This window comes from Microbacterium sp. SORGH_AS_0505 (genome assembly GCF_030818715.1).
Classification (GTDB): domain Bacteria; phylum Actinomycetota; class Actinomycetes; order Actinomycetales; family Microbacteriaceae; genus Microbacterium.
This window is the reverse complement of record NZ_JAUTAT010000001.1, coordinates 2780800-2797746: the sequence shown is the minus strand read 5'-3', so window position 1 is coordinate 2797746 and position 16947 is coordinate 2780800. Positions and strand designations below refer to the sequence as shown.

General features: G+C 69.4%; 18 protein-coding genes. 8 read left to right on the top strand and 10 right to left on the bottom strand.

Going from position 1 to position 16947, the window contains the following annotated elements; all coding sequences use genetic code 11:
• The first annotated feature begins 15 nt into the window (after positions 1 to 15).
• Positions 16 to 1371 (top strand): PhoH family protein, encoded by a 1356-nt coding sequence (locus QE428_RS13985; protein ID WP_307470379.1) that lies wholly within the window; start codon positions 16 to 18, stop codon positions 1369 to 1371.
• 66 nt (positions 1372 to 1437) lie between these two features.
• On the opposite strand, the gene QE428_RS13980 is transcribed toward QE428_RS13985, so the two are convergent.
• From QE428_RS13980 to xseA, 7 genes are read right to left on the bottom strand one after another with little or no spacing between them, the layout of a single operon-like run.
• Positions 1438 to 2094, bottom strand: a complete 657-nt coding sequence (locus QE428_RS13980; RefSeq protein ID WP_091354606.1) for a response regulator transcription factor — start codon at positions 2092 to 2094, stop codon at positions 1438 to 1440.
• On the bottom strand, positions 2091 to 3071 hold the full coding sequence (locus tag QE428_RS13975; RefSeq protein ID WP_307470377.1) for a cell wall metabolism sensor histidine kinase WalK: 981 nt from the start codon (positions 3069 to 3071) through the stop codon (positions 2091 to 2093). Before QE428_RS13975 ends, QE428_RS13980 begins: the two co-directional genes overlap by 4 nt.
• A 10-nt stretch (positions 3072 to 3081) precedes the next feature.
• The gene (locus QE428_RS13970; protein WP_307470375.1) at positions 3082 to 4479 is read right to left on the bottom strand and encodes a class II fumarate hydratase; all 1398 of its coding nucleotides are present in this window, start codon (positions 4477 to 4479) and stop codon (positions 3082 to 3084) included.
• 47 nt (positions 4480 to 4526) lie between these two features.
• Positions 4527 to 5165: a carbonic anhydrase gene (locus QE428_RS13965; RefSeq protein WP_091354600.1), complete on the bottom strand. Its 639-nt coding sequence runs from the start codon at positions 5163 to 5165 to the stop codon at positions 4527 to 4529.
• Positions 5162 to 5785, bottom strand: coding sequence for a DUF4245 family protein (locus tag QE428_RS13960; RefSeq protein ID WP_307470373.1), 624 nt, complete (start codon positions 5783 to 5785; stop codon positions 5162 to 5164). Before QE428_RS13960 ends, QE428_RS13965 begins: the two co-directional genes overlap by 4 nt.
• Complete coding sequence (locus QE428_RS13955; protein WP_307470371.1) at positions 5785 to 6006, bottom strand: exodeoxyribonuclease VII small subunit; 222 nt, start codon at positions 6004 to 6006, stop codon at positions 5785 to 5787. Before QE428_RS13955 ends, QE428_RS13960 begins: the two co-directional genes overlap by 1 nt.
• A gap of 10 nt (positions 6007 to 6016) precedes the next feature.
• Entirely contained in the window at positions 6017 to 7306 is a 1290-nt protein-coding gene (xseA, locus tag QE428_RS13950) for an exodeoxyribonuclease VII large subunit (RefSeq protein ID WP_307470369.1), read from the bottom strand.
• An 85-nt stretch (positions 7307 to 7391) separates the two neighbouring features.
• Between xseA and QE428_RS13945 the strand changes: the two genes are divergently transcribed.
• The 3 genes from QE428_RS13945 (at position 7392) to QE428_RS13935 (ending at position 10267) form a co-directional block, all read left to right on the top strand.
• A complete protein-coding gene (locus QE428_RS13945) occupies positions 7392 to 8426 on the top strand; it encodes a 4-hydroxy-3-methylbut-2-enyl diphosphate reductase (RefSeq protein WP_091354594.1) in 1035 nt (344 codons plus the stop codon).
• On the top strand, positions 8423 to 8947 hold the full coding sequence (locus QE428_RS13940; RefSeq protein WP_307470367.1) for a DUF6264 family protein: 525 nt from the start codon (positions 8423 to 8425) through the stop codon (positions 8945 to 8947). Before QE428_RS13945 ends, QE428_RS13940 begins: the two co-directional genes overlap by 4 nt.
• Before the next feature lie 108 nt (positions 8948 to 9055).
• A complete protein-coding gene (locus QE428_RS13935; protein WP_307470365.1) occupies positions 9056 to 10267 on the top strand; it encodes a M23 family metallopeptidase in 1212 nt (403 codons plus the stop codon).
• Positions 10268 to 10338: 71 nt separating this feature from the next.
• Here the strand turns inward: QE428_RS13935 and fbaA are convergent, their stop codons facing one another.
• Positions 10339 to 11370, bottom strand: a complete 1032-nt coding sequence (fbaA, locus tag QE428_RS13930; RefSeq protein ID WP_307470363.1) for a class II fructose-bisphosphate aldolase — start codon at positions 11368 to 11370, stop codon at positions 10339 to 10341.
• 183 nt (positions 11371 to 11553) lie between these two features.
• Here fbaA and glpX point away from each other — a divergent pair, with 183 nt between their 5' ends.
• Together glpX and QE428_RS13920 are read left to right on the top strand one after the other, a co-directional pair.
• Positions 11554 to 12543 carry a class II fructose-bisphosphatase gene (gene glpX / locus QE428_RS13925; RefSeq protein ID WP_307470361.1) on the top strand — a complete coding sequence of 330 codons (990 nt, stop codon included), beginning with the start codon at positions 11554 to 11556 and terminating at the stop codon, positions 12541 to 12543.
• Positions 12544 to 12679: 136 nt separating this feature from the next.
• A complete protein-coding gene (locus QE428_RS13920) occupies positions 12680 to 12961 on the top strand; it encodes a hypothetical protein (RefSeq protein WP_091354578.1) in 282 nt (93 codons plus the stop codon).
• On the opposite strand, the gene QE428_RS13915 is transcribed toward QE428_RS13920, so the two are convergent.
• Positions 12939 to 14258, bottom strand: a complete 1320-nt coding sequence (locus QE428_RS13915) for a DNA recombination protein RmuC (RefSeq protein WP_307470359.1) — start codon at positions 14256 to 14258, stop codon at positions 12939 to 12941. The genes QE428_RS13920 and QE428_RS13915 overlap by 23 nt on opposite strands.
• A 29-nt stretch (positions 14259 to 14287) precedes the next feature.
• Entirely contained in the window at positions 14288 to 14878 is a 591-nt protein-coding gene (locus tag QE428_RS13910; protein ID WP_091354569.1) for a 3'-5' exonuclease, read from the bottom strand.
• A 110-nt stretch (positions 14879 to 14988) separates the two neighbouring features.
• Between QE428_RS13910 and ychF the strand changes: the two genes are divergently transcribed.
• Together ychF and QE428_RS13900 are read left to right on the top strand one after the other, a co-directional pair.
• A complete protein-coding gene (gene ychF, locus QE428_RS13905; protein ID WP_307470358.1) occupies positions 14989 to 16062 on the top strand; it encodes a redox-regulated ATPase YchF in 1074 nt (357 codons plus the stop codon).
• Positions 16063 to 16099: 37 nt separating this feature from the next.
• Positions 16100 to 16939, top strand: a complete 840-nt coding sequence (locus QE428_RS13900) for a hypothetical protein (RefSeq protein ID WP_307470356.1) — start codon at positions 16100 to 16102, stop codon at positions 16937 to 16939.
• The last annotated feature ends 8 nt before the right edge of the window (positions 16940 to 16947 follow it).

Genomic DNA, 16947 nt, shown 5'->3' with positions numbered 1-16947 from the left:
GGGCGGGAGTGGGTTGTGACTACACGAGCACCTGAGAAGCAGCGTCGCCAGCACGAGTCCGTGGAGGCGGCTCAGGACCAGGAACTCCGCACCTACGTGCTGGACACCTCCGTCCTGCTGAGCGATCCGCGCGCGCTGTTCCGTTTCGCCGAGCATTCCGTCGTGCTGCCGGTCGTCGTCGTCACGGAGTTGGAGCGCAAGCGCCACGACCCCGAAATCGGGTACTTCGCCCGCCAGGCCCTGCGCCACCTGGACGAGCTGCGCGTCGAGCACGGCCGTCTGGACTTCCCGGTCCCCGTCGGTGCCGACGGGACCCTGCGTGTCGAGCTGACGAACACCGACCCCACCGTCCTCCCCGCCGGCATGCGGCTCGGCGACAACGACACGAGGATCCTGTCGGTCGCCATGCACCTCAGCCAGGAGGGACAGGCCGTCACCGTCGTGTCGAAGGATCTGCCGATGCGGGTGAAGGCCGCGTCGCTCGGCCTCAACGCGGAGGAGTACCTCGCCGAGCAGGCCGTCGACTCGGGGTGGACGGGGATCGCCTCGATCGACCTCTCCGGCGACGAGGTCAGCGACCTCTACGACAGCGAGGTCGGAGTGAGCGAGGATGTGCGGGGTCTTCCGGTCAACACGGGCCTCGTCATCCATTCGGAGCGCGGGTCGGCGCTCGGCCGCGTGACCGGCGACGGGTCGTACAAGCTCGTCCGCGGCGATCGCGACGTCTTCGGTCTGCACGGCCGATCGGCGGAGCAGCGCATCGCCATCGACCTGCTGCTGGACCCGGAGGTCGGGATCGTGTCACTCGGCGGGCGCGCCGGCACGGGGAAGTCGGCTCTCGCGCTCTGCGCGGGGCTCCAGTCGGTCCTCGAGCAGCAGCAGCAGAAGAAGATCATCGTCTTCCGCCCGCTGTTCGCCGTCGGCGGGCAGGAGCTCGGCTACCTCCCGGGCGACGCGCAGGAGAAGATGAACCCGTGGGGTCAGGCGGTGTTCGACACCCTCGGCTCGGTGGTCACGGGCAACGTCCTCGAGGAGGTCGTCGCGCGCGGCATGCTCGAGGTCATGCCGCTCACCCACATCCGCGGACGCTCGCTCCACGATGCGTTCGTGATCGTGGACGAGGCGCAGTCCCTCGAGCGGAACGTGCTCCTCACCGTCCTCAGCCGCATCGGCCAGAACTCCCGGGTCGTGCTGACCCACGACGTCGGCCAGCGCGACAACCTCCGGGTCGGACGCCACGACGGCATCGCCTCCGTCATCGAGACCCTCAAGGGCCACGACCTGTTCGGACACGTCACGCTCGTGCGTTCCGAGCGTTCGGCGATCGCTGCGCTCGTCACGGACCTGCTGGAGGCCGGCGAACTCAGCTAAAGCTCCTCGGACGCAGGACACCCCCGGCCGCGCGGCCGGGGGTGTCCTGCGTCACCGGGTCACTGGTCACTCCCAGAGGTAGCCCTCGCCGCGCACGGTGACGATGTGATCCGCTCCGAGCTTGGCCCTCAGATACCGGACGTAGACGTCCACGACGTTGGATCCCGGGTCGAAATCCAGCCCCCAGACGCGGCTCAGCAGGACCTCGCGGGTGAGGACCTCGCCCGCGTTCCGGACGAACTGCTCGGCCAGAGCGAACTCCCGGCTGGAGAGTTCCACCTCTCGCCCCGCGACGCTCGCTCGACGCGCCAGGATGTCGAGCGTCACATCGCCGCGGGTGAGCGAGGTGGGCGCACTCGCGGCCACGTCCCGCAGGCGTGATCGCACGCGCGCCATGAGCTCGGCCACCGCGAACGGCTTCGGAACGTAGTCGCTCGCCCCGGCATCCAGTCCTTCGATCGTGTCGTCCGTGCCGCTCCGTGCCGTGAGCATGATGACGGGCGTCGTGTGCCCTGCTCCCCGGAGCTCCCGCAGCACCTCGAAACCGTCCATCGTCGGAAGCCCGACGTCGAGCACGATGAGGTCGATGTCGCCGGCGAGGGCGATCTCGAGGGCGTCAGGGCCGTCCTCGACGCCCACCGCCTCGAAGCCCTCGGCGTGGACCGCACGCGAGACGAGCGAGACGATGTGCGGCTCGTCGTCGACGATCAGGATGCGGGTCATTCGGTTGCCTCTCGCTGCAGCAGTACGTCGCCAGCGCGGATGGGGGACGGCAGCGCCCCACGCGTGCCGATCGGTATCTCCAGGGTGAACGTAGCACCGCCGCCGGGGGTGTCCGCGACAGTGCAGTGTCCGCCATGCGCTTTGGCGATGACATCGACGATCGCAAGACCCAGTCCGGACCCGCCGATGTGACGTTTTCCCGCGCCGCGGTCGAAGCGGCGGAAGATCCGGTGACGGACGGCAGGAGGGATGCCGGGGCCGTGATCGCGGACCCAGAGCTGCGCGCCGGCGGCGTTGACCGCACTGCCGATCTCGATCGCCGTCCCGGTGGGGGAGTACTTCGCGGCGTTGTCCGCCAAGGCCACCCACGCCTGCAGGAGGCGATCCCCGTCCGCGCGGATGACGGCGTCCGCCGACTGCTCGACGCGCCAGGCATGGTCGCCGATGACGCCCACCATCTCGAAGACCCGCTGCGTGAGCGCCGCGAGGTCCACGTCGCCGCGCGAGAGCCGTCCGCCCTCGACCGCCGCGAGGACGTCGATGTCGCCGATCAACCGCGTCATCCGGTCGAGCTCCGCGATGCCGAGGGCGCGGATCGACTCGACGTCGTCGGAGTCGGCGGCATCCATCATCTCCAGGTGGCCGCGCACGATCGTGATGGGCGTCTTCAGCTCGTGCCGGACGTCGTCGAGCAGTCGCTGCTGGGTCTCGAACGCGCCCTCGATGGAGTCGGCCGTGATCGCCGCGGCGAGACCGCGCCGCTCGAGCACCGCCCATCCGACGACACCGATGCCCGCAAGCGCCGGTACTGCCGCGACGGTCCACGCCAACGCCGTCCAGCCCGCGGCCTGAGGTGCGACGAGCAGGACGACGACGAACGCCGCCGCACCCACGCCGACGAGGCCCGCTGCGGCGACGGCGAGAAGGATCCCGAGTCCCGGCGTGCCCCGTCGCGGCGGTGCGGCGGCGCTGTTCACGCTCCGATTATCACCCCGGGTGCGTCATCGAGAGGAGGTCGAGCTTCTCGTCGAGCTGCTGCTCGGTGAGCTCGCCCCGCTCGACGTACCCGAGGTCGATGACGGCGTCGCGGACGGTGATGCCCTTGGCGACCGAGTGCTTCGCGATCTTCGCAGCCGCTTCGTAGCCGATCAGCTTGTTGAGCGGCGTCACGATCGAGGGCGACATGCCGGCGTATGCGGCCGCGCGATCCACGTTCGCCTCGAGACCGGACACCGTCTTGTCCGCCAGGACGCGCATCGCGTTGGAGAGCAGGCGGATGGACTCGAGCAGGGCGGTTCCCATCACCGGGATCGCGACGTTCAGTTCGAACGATCCGGATGCCCCGGCCCAGGCGACCGTCGCGTCGTTGCCGATGACGCGCGCCGCGACCATGAGGGTCGCTTCGGGAACGACCGGGTTGACCTTGCCGGGCATGATCGAGGAGCCGGGCTGGAGGTCGGGGATGTGCAGCTCGCCGAGGCCGGTGTTCGGGCCCGAGCCCATCCAGCGGATGTCGTTGTTGATCTTCGTCAGCGACACCGCGATGGTGCGGAGCGCACCGGATGCCTCGACGAGACCGTCGCGGTTGGCCTGAGCCTCGAAGTGGTCCTTCGCCTCGGTGATGGGCAGCTCGGTCTCGGCAGCCAGCAGCTCGATGACCTTCTGCGGGAAGCCGAGGGGCGTGTTGATGCCCGTGCCGACGGCGGTGCCGCCGAGGGGGACCTCGCCCACGCGGGGGAGGACCGACTGGACGCGCTCGATGCCGAGCCGCATCTGCCGGGCGTAGCCGCCGAACTCCTGACCGAGGGTCACCGGGGTTGCATCCATGAGGTGGGTGCGGCCGCTCTTGACGACGCTCTTCCACGCGTCGGCCTTCTCTTCGAGCGCCACGGCGAGGTGGTCGAGCGCCGGGATCAGGTCGTCGATGAGCGCCTGCGTGACCGCGATGTGGACCGAGGTCGGGAAGACGTCGTTCGACGACTGCGACGCGTTGACGTGGTCGTTGGGGTGAACGGGGCTGCCGAGCTTGCGGGTGGCGAGCGTCGCGAGCACCTCGTTCATGTTCATGTTCGACGAGGTGCCCGAGCCGGTCTGGTACGTGTCCACGGGGAAGTGCGCGTCGTAGGCCCCGGTGACGACTTCGTCCGCCGCCCAGGCGATCGCGTCGGCGATCGCTCCGTCGAGCGTGCCGAGGTCCTTGTTGGCGAGCGCTGCGGCCTTCTTGATGCGCGCCAGCGCCGCGATCTGCGTCGACTCGAGGCCGGACCCGGAGATGGGGAAGTTCTCGACCGCTCGCTGGGTCTGCGCGGCGTAGAGGGCGTCCTTGGGTACGCGCACCTCACCCATCGTGTCGTGCTCGATGCGGTAGTCGGTCTCGTCGGTCATGGTGGTCAACGTCCTCGCTTCACGTGTGTGCGGTGGGAAAGGAGTGGTCAGCCGGCTTCGCCGACGACCACGTCGGGGATGGCGGTCCCATCGGCCAGGCGGTAGTTCGCGCCGACGACGGCCAGGCGTCCTTCGGCGACCGCGTCGCTGATGAGCTCGGAAGAGTGCAGGATGCCGGCGATAGTGTCGCGCAGGTGCTCACGACCGACCTCCTCGGCGTCCACCGTGGCGGATGTCGTGCCGGGGGATGCTTGGAGCACGCGACGGACGGCGGGGACGATGGGGGCCACCTGGCGCCAGATCCCCGCCGGGAGTGCCGGAGCATCCGGTGCGGTGGAGTCGATCGCCGCGCGGACGGCGCCGCATTCGTCGTGGCCCAGGACCACGATCAGGGGGACGCCGAGCACGGCGACGGCGTACTCGAGGCTGCCTACGACGGAGTCGGAGATGACCTGCCCCGCGTTGCGGATGACGAACAGGTCTCCGAGCCCCTCGTCGAAGATGATCTCCGCGGCGAGGCGGGAGTCCGAGCATCCGAAAAGCGCGGCCGTCGGGCGCTGTACGTGTGCGAGCTCGTGGCGACGCTCAGCGTCCTGCCGGGGGTGCTCGGGTTCGCCTGCGACGAACCGCCGGTTCCCGGCGAGCATCGAGGACCACACGTCGGACGGGGTCGGGTGTGCGCTCATCGCGCCTCCTCTCGCAGGGTGCGAATCTGGTCGCCGAGGCTCTCGGCGACGGTTGCGGCGGCCGAACGATCAGTGGACTCGGACAAGCCGATGATCACCGTGTCGGAGCCGATGGTGGTGGCCAGCGCGTAGTCGATCTGCTGGACGGGGCTCGGGAGCTCGTACACGTCCCAGTCGACTGCGTCGATCGTGGTCGTACCGGTCGGCGCGAATCCGCCCAGCTCGCGGGAGACCCAGCCGTCCGGAGCGCTGAAGGACTGGGTGACCTCGACATAGCCCCGAGCGGGGGCGTAGACGATGCGCCACTCTCCGCCCTCGACGAGCGCGGAGTTGGCACGCCAGGCATCCGGGACATCGGGGATCACCACGCCGTGCCCCGCGACCTTCTCAGCCTGCGCCGCAGATGCGGCGACATCGGCTTCGGGGACGTCGGCGGGGGTCCCGCGCGGCACGCCCAGGTAGACGACCGCCATGATCCCCACGCACACGATGAGGGCGGCGATGAGGTTCCGGAAGGTCTTGCTCGACCGGTAGCGCTGAGACGCCGCCGCCTTGCGCGCGGCGGTCTCCGCCGGGGTCTCGGGCCGTCCCAGCTCGGCGACGATGCGCTGCCTCGCCATCAGGACCCGGCCTCGCCATCCGGGCGGGCTTGGTCGAGCCGGCGTTTGGCGCCGAGGAGCCACTCCTCGCAGCGGGCGGCCAGTGCTTCACCGCGGGTCCAGAGCGACAGCGACTCCTCGAGGGTCGGTGACCCCTGCTCCAGCTTCGCGACGACCTGCACGAGCTCATCGCGGGCCTGTTCGAAGGAGAGGGCCGACACATCCCCGGCGTCGCTCGTCATGTCTCCCATCCTAGATCGCGGAGTCGGCGGCATCCGTCTCCGCCACCTCGCCGGTCGACCGCGCAGCGAACGATCCACGGCCGACGGTGACCACGACGTCCGCGCCTGCCGGCGCCTGCTGTGCGTCGCGGACGATGCCGCCGCCGGGAAGGTGCGCGATGGCATAGCCCCGGTCGAGGGTCGCGCCGGGGGAGAGGGCGCGCAGAGATGCGCGCAGCTCCGCCGTCGTGCGGGCCGCGGCATCCCACCGCCTGGCCATCACGTCGCGACCGCGTGACGAGAGCGCGACGACCTCCTGCGCACGGCTCGTGAGGAGGGACTCGGGATCTCTCAGCACCGGACGCGAGCGCAGCTGCGCGAGAGCGGCGATGTCGTGCGTCACGCGCTGGGTGAGCCGGGTACGCGCTCGGCTGCGCAGCTGCTGGACGAGGGCGCGCTGCTCCGACACGTCGGGGACGACGCGCTTGGCGGCATCGGTGGGCGTCGATGCGCGCAGGTCGGCGACGTCGTCGAGGAGGGGATGGTCGTTCTCGTGCCCGATCGCCGAGACGACGGGGGTGGATGCCGCGGCCACCGCTCGGAGCAGTCGCTCGTCGCTGAAGCCCAGCAGTGTCTGCGGGTCGCCGCCGCCTCGGGCGATGACGATGACGTCGACCTCGGGGTCGTCGTCGAGGGTCCGTAGCGCGGCGAGGGTCTCGGGGACGCAGCGGTCGCCCTGGACCGCCGCGTGGATCGTGCGGAAGCGCACGTGCGGCCAGCGCAGCTCGGCGTTGCGATGGACGTCCTTCTCGGCGTCGCTGCGTTCGCCCGTGATGAGGCCGATGACGTGCGGGAGGAAGGGGAGCGGCTTCTTGCGGGCTGCGTCGAACAGGCCCTCCGATCGCAGCGTCGCCCGCAGCCGTTCGAGACGCTCGAGCTGATCGCCGAGGCCCACGTGGCGCATGGCCGACACGGTGAAGCTGAAGTCGCCGGTCTTGACGAAGTAGTCGGCCTTGACGCAGGCGACGACGCGGTCGCCCACCTTGAGGTCGCCCGGGGTGCGTTGCAGGGTCGAAGACCACATGCGGAACGAGAGCATGCCGTCGGCGTCGGCATCCTTCAGCCGCCCGAACACGTGGCCGCCGCGAAGGTTCCACGCGGTGATCTCACCCTCGACCCAGACCGCGCCCCACTTCTGCACGAAGTCGCGGATCGTCTCGTTGAGCCGGGAGACCGACGTGGGCGTGTCGGGAGAGGAGTCCCGCGGGTGCACCGCATCCGGCGGGGGGACGGCTCCCGCCTCGGTCTGGAAAGTGGTCACGGACACCCATCTTGGCCTACACGTCCCCCACCCAGCCGGGGGTTCGTACAATCGAGGGGTGACCTCACCAGCCGTTTCGCTGCCGATGCCCCGTATCCCGGGAGCCCGCGGGCGGCTCGTCGACCTCCCCGTCCAGGGCGACAAGCGCGTCCTCCTCGCCGCCCCTCGGGGGTACTGCGCCGGCGTCGACCGGGCGGTGATCGCCGTCGAGAAGGCGCTCGAGCGCTACGGCGCACCCGTCTACGTCCGCAAGCAGATCGTCCACAACATCCACGTCGTGACCGAGCTCGAGTCTCTCGGGGCGATCTTCGTCGACGAGGTCGATGAGGTCCCCGAGGGCGCCCACGTCGTCTTCAGCGCCCACGGCGTCTCGCCCGCCGTCGTGAACGCCGCGGCGGACCGCGGTCTTCAGGCCATCGACGCGACCTGCCCCCTCGTGACGAAGGTCCACCGCGAGGCCGTGCGCTTCGCCCGCGACGACTTCGAGATCCTCCTCATCGGACACGACGGTCACGAGGAGGTCGAGGGCACCGCCGGTGAAGCTCCCGAGCACGTGACCATCGTGAACTCTCCGGAGGACGCCGACACGGTCGTGGTGAAGGACCCCGACAAGGTCGTGTGGCTCTCGCAGACGACCCTGTCGGTCGACGAGACGATGGACACCGTCCGGCGCCTCCGCGAACGCTTCCCGAACCTCCAGGACCCGCCGTCGGACGACATCTGCTACGCGACGCAGAACCGTCAGGTCGCGATCAAGAAGGTCGCGCAGGATGCCGACCTCGTCATCGTCGTCGGCTCGGCGAACTCGTCGAACAGCGTCCGCCTCGTCGAGGTCGCGCTCGAGTACGGCGCGAAGGCCGCCTATCGCGTCGACTACTCCCATGAGATCAAGCAGGAGTGGCTCGACGGCGTGCAGACCGTCGGCGTGACGTCCGGTGCATCGGTTCCCGAGGTGCTCGTGACGGAGGTGCTCGAGGATCTCGCAGGAGCGGGGTACCGCGACGTGGCCGAGGTGAAGACCGCGGAGGAGGACCTCATGTTCTCACTGCCGAAGGAACTGCGGCAGGACCTCGAAGGCCGCCGCGACGAGCGCGCTCTCGGGGGGCGGAACCGCTCGTGAGCGACGAGCCCCGACCGCGACCGCAGTACGGGGAGTACGCGACGCCCGAGGAGCAGCGGGCCGCCATCCGTCAGCCCACGCCGGAGCCTGCGGCACCCGTCGATCCGCCGCATCCGCCGACCGCACCGGCGACGACCGTGGCCGCGCGTCCGACGCGGATGGCCGATCGCGTGATCACCCTCGCGCTCCTCGCGTACGGATTGGTCACGGTGATCGGCGCGATCCCGCAGCTGGTCGACTACGGCTCGTTCGCGAAGACGTGGATGGAGGTCGCCGGCGTCAGCGGCGAGTTCACCAACACGGACCAGGGAGCCCTCTGGGGTGGGATCGGTGCGACGGTGTTCGCGGTGGGGTGGCTGCTGACCGCGATCCTGTCGTGGTGGTCGTTGTCGCGCGGGAGGCTGAGCTGGTGGATTCCGCCCGTGGGTGCCATCGTGACGTTCCTCATCGTCAGCGTGTGTCTCGTCGTGCCGCTGTTCGGCGACGCGGATCTCCTGCGGGGGATCGCGCTCGGCTCGTGACCGCCGTTCCCGCCCACGCGGATGAGCGGTAGGAGACCGTTCGCCTGACCTGGTACTTTTACGGCTGGTGCGGGCTCTCCCTCGCGCGTCGGATTCGGGAGGAGAACCGTGACCAGAACCCGGAGGATCGCCTCCCTCTCGATCGCTGCGGCGTCGGCCGTGGCCCTGCTGCTGTCTGCGCCGAGTGCGGCGACCGCAGCGCCCGGGGCACTCTCCCCATCGAGCATCACCGTGGCGCCCGCCGCGACCCAGGCCGCCTTCACGCGGGCCCCCGCACCCACCATCAGCGGTACCGCCGTCGCCGGCAACGTGCTGACGGTCACCGCGGGTTCCTGGCAGCCCGCACCCAGCCGGCTCGACATCCAGTGGCGAGTCGACGGCAACCCCGTCGATGGTGCGACGGGAACCGAGTGGGAGGTTCCGACCGGGGTCGCGGGCCGCTCGGTCTCGGTCTCGGTCTCGGCCAGTCGCGCGGGGTATCAGACGAAGACGACGACCTCGGCGGCTCGCGCCGTCTCGTGGTCGCTCGGATCCGTGATGACGCCGGGAACCATCCTCCGGCCCGGGGTGAAGCTGACCTCGCCGGACGGCCGGTACGCCTTCGGCATCCTCGGCGACGGCAATGTCGCGCTCACCCGGGGGACCGCTCTCGTCCGCACCGCGAAGACGACGCTCGTGCTCGACGGCAGGCTGTCCTTCACGAAGGACGGTGAGCTGCTGCTGCTGAATCAGTACGACGTCGCGCTTTGGAGCTCGGAGACCGGCGGACTCGGCGCCACGGGCGCGGTCCTGGGCAACGATGGTGTGCTACGTCTCGTCGACGGCAACAGGGACGACGTGTGGACGAGCGCGAAGATGGCGGCGCAACCGGACGCGACCGCAGCCGCGGCATCCGTCCCCGGTCGTTTCGGTTGGGCCTACCCCTTGCGTCCCTCGGGCACGTTCACGACCTACGCCGGCCACAGCGGCGATGACATATCGGCCGCGACCGGGACACCGATCTATGCGATGCGTGGCGGTACGGTCTCGGTTCGCGAGCTCTGGATCACCTCGGGCTGCCCCTCCTGGGCGCCGAACACCACGAAGCAGAAGGAGGTCGTCGTCACCTCGACCGTCGACGGCCGCCGGCTCGAGCAGGTGTACGCGCACCTCAGCGCCTTCTCGGTCAAGACCGGGCAGAGCGTGACCGCCGGGCAACGCATCGGTTCCGTCGGATCGACGGGCTGCTCGACCGGCCCTCACCTCCACACGGCCTTCACCGTCGACGGGGTGAGGTTCGAGCTCTACCCGCGCGACGTCCTGGGCGGGTCGAGCTACTGATCTGCACGGTCCGCCCGCCTACGACGAAGCCCCGGTCCGATGCGGACCGGGGCCTCGTCGTGAACGGGAGATCAGACGCCGAGCGACTTGCCCGCTGAGCCGAGCTGCTGCGTCGCGGCGACGACGCGCTGAGCCATCGCGGACTCGGCGACCTTGCCCCAGGCGCGCGGGTCGTACTGCTTCTTGTTACCCACTTCGCCGTCGAGCTTCAGGACACCCTCGTAGTTCGCGAGCATGAAGCCGGCGACCGAGCGAGTGAACGCGTACTGGGTGTCCGTGTCGATGTTCATCTTCACGACGCCGTTCTGGACGGCCAGGGCGATCTCTTCGTCGGTCGAGCCGCTGCCGCCGTGGAAGACGAGGTCGAGGGGCTTCGGGCCGGTGCCGAAGTGCGCGGCGATTCCCTCCTGGATCTCGCCGAGGAGCTCGGGGCGCAGCTTCACGCCGCCCGGCTTGTACACGCCGTGGACGTTGCCGAAGGTGAGGGCCGAGATGTAGCGGCCGTTCTCGCCGAGGCCGAGGGCCTCGACGGCCTTGGTCACGTCTGCGACGGTCGTGTAGAGCGCATCGTTCGAGCCCTCGTGCTGGACACCGTCCTCTTCGCCGCCGACGACGCCGACCTCGATCTCGAGGATGGCGTTGATGTTCTTCATGCGGGGGAGCAGGTCCTTCGCGATCTCGATGTTCTCGTCGAGGGGAACGGCCGAGCCGTCCCACATGTGCGACTGGAAGATCGGGTTGCGGCCGGCCTTGACCTCGGCCTCCGAGGCCTCGATGAGCGGCAGAACGAAGCCGGGGAGTGCGTCCTTCGGGCAGTGGTCGGTGTGGAGGGCGACCGTGATCGGGTAGTTCTTCGCCACCTCGGTGACGTACTTCGCGAACGCGAGGGCACCGGTGGCGCGGCCCTTGACCGTGTGGCCGGCGAAGTAGTCCGCACCGCCGGTGGTCACCTGGAGGATGCCGTCGGAGCCGGCCTCGGTCAGGCCCTGCAGCACAGCGTTGATGGTCTGCGAGCTCGACACGTTGATCGCGGGGTAGGCGAAGCCGCCTGCCTTCGCGCGGTCCAGCATGTCGGCGTACTGGTCGGGTGTGGCGACGGGCATGTCAGCTCCTCAGAGAAGTCGGTGATTCGCTGCAACTCTATCGAAGGGATGCCGCCCCCTCCGGAGCGTGACTGCTGATCGAGAAGGTGCCCTCTCTTCCGGATCGGAAAGAATCCGCATTCCTTCGTCGCCGTGGGGCGAGAAACCGGCGGCGGACCAGGCTGGCAGTCCTAGGCTGAGCGCATGGTGAGCCTGACTGCCGATATGAGCCCTCTGCACCCCGACCGGAACCTCGCGCTGGAGCTCGTCCGCGCGACCGAGGCGGCGGCGATCCGCTCCGTTCCCTTCATCGGGCGGGGGAAGAAGGAGCTCGCCGACGGCGCCGCGGTCGACGCGATGCGCGCCTTCCTCACGACCGTCAATTTCGACGGCGTGATCGTCATCGGCGAGGGCGAGAAGGACAACGCGCCGATGCTGTTCAACGGCGAACGCGTCGGCACGGGCAGGGGACCGCAGTGCGACATCGCCGTCGATCCGATCGACGGAACCACACTGACGGCGGAAGGGCGCAACAACGCTCTGTCGGTCATCGCCGTCGCCGACCGAGGCGCGATGCTCGACGCATCCACCGTGTTCTACATGGACAAGATCGTCACCGGACCCGAGGGCGTCGGCGTCGTCGACATCCGCCTCCCGATCGCGGAGAACATCCGTCGTCTCGCGAAGGCTCTCGGCAAACCCGTCGAGGAGCTCGTCGTGTCGGTGTTGAACCGGCCCCGGCACGCTCAGCTCATCGACGAGATCCGGGATGCCGGTGCAGGAACGCGCCTCATGAGTGACGGCGACGTTGCCGGCGGGATCAATGCGGCGCGCCACAACGCGCGCACCGACATGTGCGTCGGCGTCGGCGGGAGCCCCGAGGGCATCGTCACCGCCTGTGCCATCAAGGCGCTAGGCGGACACATCCAGGGTCGCCTCTGGGCCCGCGACGACGACGAGAAGCAACGGGGGATCGACGCGGGACTGAAGCTCGACGATCACGTGTACGAAGCGGACGACCTGGTCCGGGGGAACAACACGCTGTTCGTGGCGACGGGTGTCACCAACGGCGAGCTCGTGGCGGGGGTGCGCCGTGCCGGCGACTTCGTGTACACCGAGAGCGTGGTGCTCCGTGGGGCCTCGGGCACGCTCCGTCGCATCTCGTCGGAGCACCTCACGTCGAAGTGGCTGTGACCCCATGACGAGCAGCCGAGCGCTGTAGCGGACACGCGCGCGGAGCGTCAACCCAGGATCGCGGACGTCCCCTCTGGCACAATGGGCGGTGGTGTCAGCGGTCCCCGGCACTCGTCACCGCCCCTCAGGAGTCCCCATGTCCACCGCATCCAGTGACCCGCGCACAGGTCAGCTCTCGCTCACCGGTCACCTGCCCGTCACGCCGACGGGGCAGATCCCGATCGTCGGTCAAACGGCGGGCGGCGTACGTCCGGTGACGGCACAGGTCCCTGTCGTCGACGACCCCGCGCGTCGCCCCGACGTGCTGCTGCGTCGCCGCATGCCTCCCGGCCATGAGATCAGTGCGTGGTGGATGATCGGCGCGTTCGTCGCCGTGTCCCTCAGCGTCATCGGGCTCATGACGTTCTTCCCGGCCTGACCTCCCCGTCGCGTTCCAGCCTCTCCCGCAGGTCGCCGAGGTCCGCCGGCTGGGGGATGTCGTCGAGGAGTTCCGGCGCGGTCAGCCGACGAGTCGTGGATTCGATGGGCTGCGGCGTGGACAGTGTCTCGAGCTGCGTGTCGTCGATTCCGGGGAACCTCCGCGCGCTGACCAGAACCCGCGTCTCGAGAGACCCGGCGAATCGGTTGTAGCTGTCGACGGTCCGTTCGATGGCTCGACGCAGGTCGTCCGCATGTCCGGCGAGCGATCCCAGTCGGTGGTAGAGCTCGTTCCCCAGGTCGAAGAGCCGTCGAGCCTCGGTGGACACCTCCTGCTGCGTCCACGTGTAGGCCACCGTCTTCAGGACGGCCCAGAGGTTCACCGGGGAGGCGAGTGCCACCCGCCTGCCGAAGGCGTACTCCAGCAGCGCGGGATCCTCCTCGAGAGCGGCCGCCAGGAGCGATTCGCTCGGGATGAAGCAGACGACGAATTCGGGGCTCGACGGCATCCCGGCCCAGTACCGCTTCTTCGCGAGGGCGTCGATGTGGGCACGGACGGCAGCCACATGCTTCGCGAGCAGGCGCGATCGGCGTGCCGCTTCTTCTCCGACCGCGGTGACGGGGATCGCGCTCGCTTCGAGGTAGGCGTCGAACGGGGCCTTCGCGTCGACGGCCAGCGCCTTCTGGCCGGGGAGGCGGACGATCAGATCGGGTCGTCCGCTCCCGGCATCCGAGGAGATGGATGCCTGCGTGTCGAAGTCGACGTAACGCGTGAGGCCCGCGGACTCGACGATACGGCGCAACTGCGTCTCGCCCCAGACTCCCCGGGTGCCGTTGGAGCGGAGCGCCCCGGCGAGCGATTCGGTCGTCGCGCGCAGGGCCTCGTCGGATTCCGCGGAGCGCCGCAGCTGCTCGGCGAGAGAGCCGAACTGCTCCTGCCGGTCGCGCTCGAGGTGGTCGACCTTCTGCTGCATGGCGGAGAGCGTCTCCTGCACGGGAGCGAGAGCGCGCAGGACGGTCTGCTCGCGTCGTTCGCGTTCATCGCGTGCGGCTTGCTCGGCGTGCACCCGGCTGGTCACGTCGCGATGCAGAGCCCGCTGCTGATCGAGCTGGGTCTGGAGGGCGTCTCTCGCCGCTTCCGCGGCGGACGCGCGCGCCCGCAGGCCGACGCGGCGATTCGCCTCGCGTGCGGCGATGAACGCCCCGGCCGCGAGCGCGCCGACGATGAGGCACACGAGAGCGAGGACGGTGACGAAGGCGGCATCCATGTCGTCCATCGTGGCGGAGGCCACCGACATCGAGGCGCCGCCGCGCGGTCCCGCTCGAGTCAGGCCGCCGAAGCGGGCACCGGGTGCGGGATCTGGGGGATGCGGACGCCGAGCAGCATCGCGAGCTCCACGAGGTCCTCAGCGCCGGCGCGAACGGCGGAGTCGATGACGACCTGGGCGCACGCCAGGGCGTCGGCGGTCGCATCGTGATGCGCGAAATCGAGGTGACCGGCGGCGGCCGCGACGAAGGGCAGTCGGTAGGAGGGCAGATCGTAGGTCTTCCGGGCGACGTGCAGGCTGCAGAGGTAGCGAGCCGGCGGTGCCGCATGACCCGTGACCTCGCACGCTGTGCGGAGCACCCGCATGTCGAAGCCGGCGTTGTGGGCCACCAGGATGTCGTCGCCGACGAAGTCGAGCAGGCGGGGAAGCTGGTCGGCCCACGTGTCTGCGGTCCGAACGTCGTCCGCCTGGATGCCGTGGATGCCGACGTTGATCTCGAAGAACCGGTCGTGACCCGCCGGCGGGCGGATGAGCCATCCCTCAGAGGCCACGACCCGGCCGTCTCTGACCCGGGCGAGTCCCACGGCGCAGGCGGAGGCGTTGGAGGAGTTCGCCGTCTCGAAGTCGATCGCGGTGAAGTCCAGACCCATGCGCCCAGCCTCTCCGCCGGCATCCCGGCTCAGGGGGAGGCGCGCCGCGGGTGGTCTCAGCCGGCCTTCGGCGCAGGCTCCGGCCCGCCCGCCGCGTAGAGTGGATGCCCGTGGCTCTCACCATCGGAATCGTCGGACTGCCCAACGTCGGCAAGTCCACCCTCTTCAACGCCCTCACCAAGAACGACGTGCTCGCGGCGAACTACCCGTTCGCGACGATCGAGCCGAACGTCGGCGTGGTGAATCTGCCGGACCCGCGCCTGGACGTGCTCGCCGGGATCTTCTCCTCGGAGCGAATCCTCCCCGCGACGGTCTCGTTCGTCGACATCGCCGGCATCGTCCGCGGCGCGAGCGAGGGTGAGGGGCTCGGCAACAAGTTCCTCGCCAACATCCGCGAAGCCGATGCGATCGCGCAGGTCGTTCGCGGCTTCGCGGACGACGACGTCGTCCACGTCGACGGCGCGGTGAACCCGAAGAACGACATGGAGACGATCAACGCGGAGCTCCAGCTCGCCGACCTCGAGACGCTCGAGAAGGCGATCACCCGCTATGAGAAGGAAGTCCGGGGCAAGAAGCTCGACCCGACGGTCCTCGAGACCGCGAAGGCCGCGCAGGATGCGCTTCAGCGCGGTGAGCTGCTCGCGGCGTCCGGGATCGACCTCGCACCGATCCGCGAGCTCGGCCTCCTCAGTGCGAAGCCGTTCATCTTCGTCTTCAACGTCGACGAGGCCGTGTTGACGGATGCCGCGCGCAAGGCGGAGCTCGCCGCGCTCGTCGCGCCCGCCCAGGCCGTCTTCCTCGACGCCAAGATCGAATCGGAGCTCGCGGAGCTCGACCCGGAGGATGCCGCGGAGCTGCTCGCGTCCACCGGCCAGGACGAGTCGGGCCTCGACCAGCTCGCCCGCGTCGGCTTCGACACCCTGGGCCTGCAGACCTACCTGACGGCGGGCCCCAAGGAGGCTCGCGCCTGGACGATCGGGAAGGGCTGGAAGGCTCCGCAGGCTGCCGGGGTCATCCACACCGACTTCGAGAAGGGCTTCATCAAGGCGGAGGTCATCTCGTTCGAGGATCTCATCGCGACGGGGTCCGTCCAGGAGGCACGTGCCAAAGGCAAGGCGCGCCTCGAGGGCAAGGATTACGTCATGCAGGACGGCGACGTCGTCGAGTTCCGCTTCAACAACTAGTCGCGACCGCTGATGGACGACGTGTCACAGTAGCGGGGTGACATCCCACGTGACCTCGACCGAGGCGATTCGCAGGCTCCTGAGGGCCGGCCGCGCGCACGAGATCGGTCACGTGCTGGCTCGTCTCGAACCGACGGAGCGCCGTGTCGTGTGCTCGCCGCTGACGCGGCAGGCGAAAGCCGTACTCAACGCCCGTTTCGGATCGACGGTGGCCTCGTGGTTGGGTGACCTGCGGGAGGACTATCCCGGTGGTCACGGGCAGTTCATCGACGCGTGGACGGGACGGTTGAGAGCCGGGCATTGGGATGCCGCCACCACGGTTCTCCTCGGGGCGAAGACTGCAGGTCAGGCCGCCAGGGTGTGGCCCATCCCCGAGGACCAGGCGTTCGCACGGTGGATCTACCCCGCATTCTTTCCAAACGAGGTCGCAGAGTTCGTCGAGCGGTGGTCGGCCGATTTCGCGTCGAACCCCACGCACTGGGATCGCAATCGTGGCCGTGCCGTGATGTACGAGTGGATCGAGAGCGGTGTCGTCGAGACTCCACGTCATGACGGCGCGGTTCTCATGCTCGTCGGCGGCTGGGCTGCCGATCCCGGCAGGCCGCTGCTGCGCTGGCTGCTCGCGCGGCCGAAGGTCACCGCCGGGATATTCACCCGCATCTTCTCGACACCGGGCGTCAGGGGTGCGTCTCTCGAACAGATAGACCATCCCTCGGTCGACCATCCGATGAGGACAGTGGTGGTCCCGGGACTCGTGACGGCGGGCGTCTGGAAACGTGATTTCGTCGTTGCAGGTACCCGATCAGCCTTGAGCGGCGATCTGCCCGCCTACCAGCGTCGCTGGTTCGCCCGGCTCGCGACAGATCTCGGCGTGTGACGGGCCGA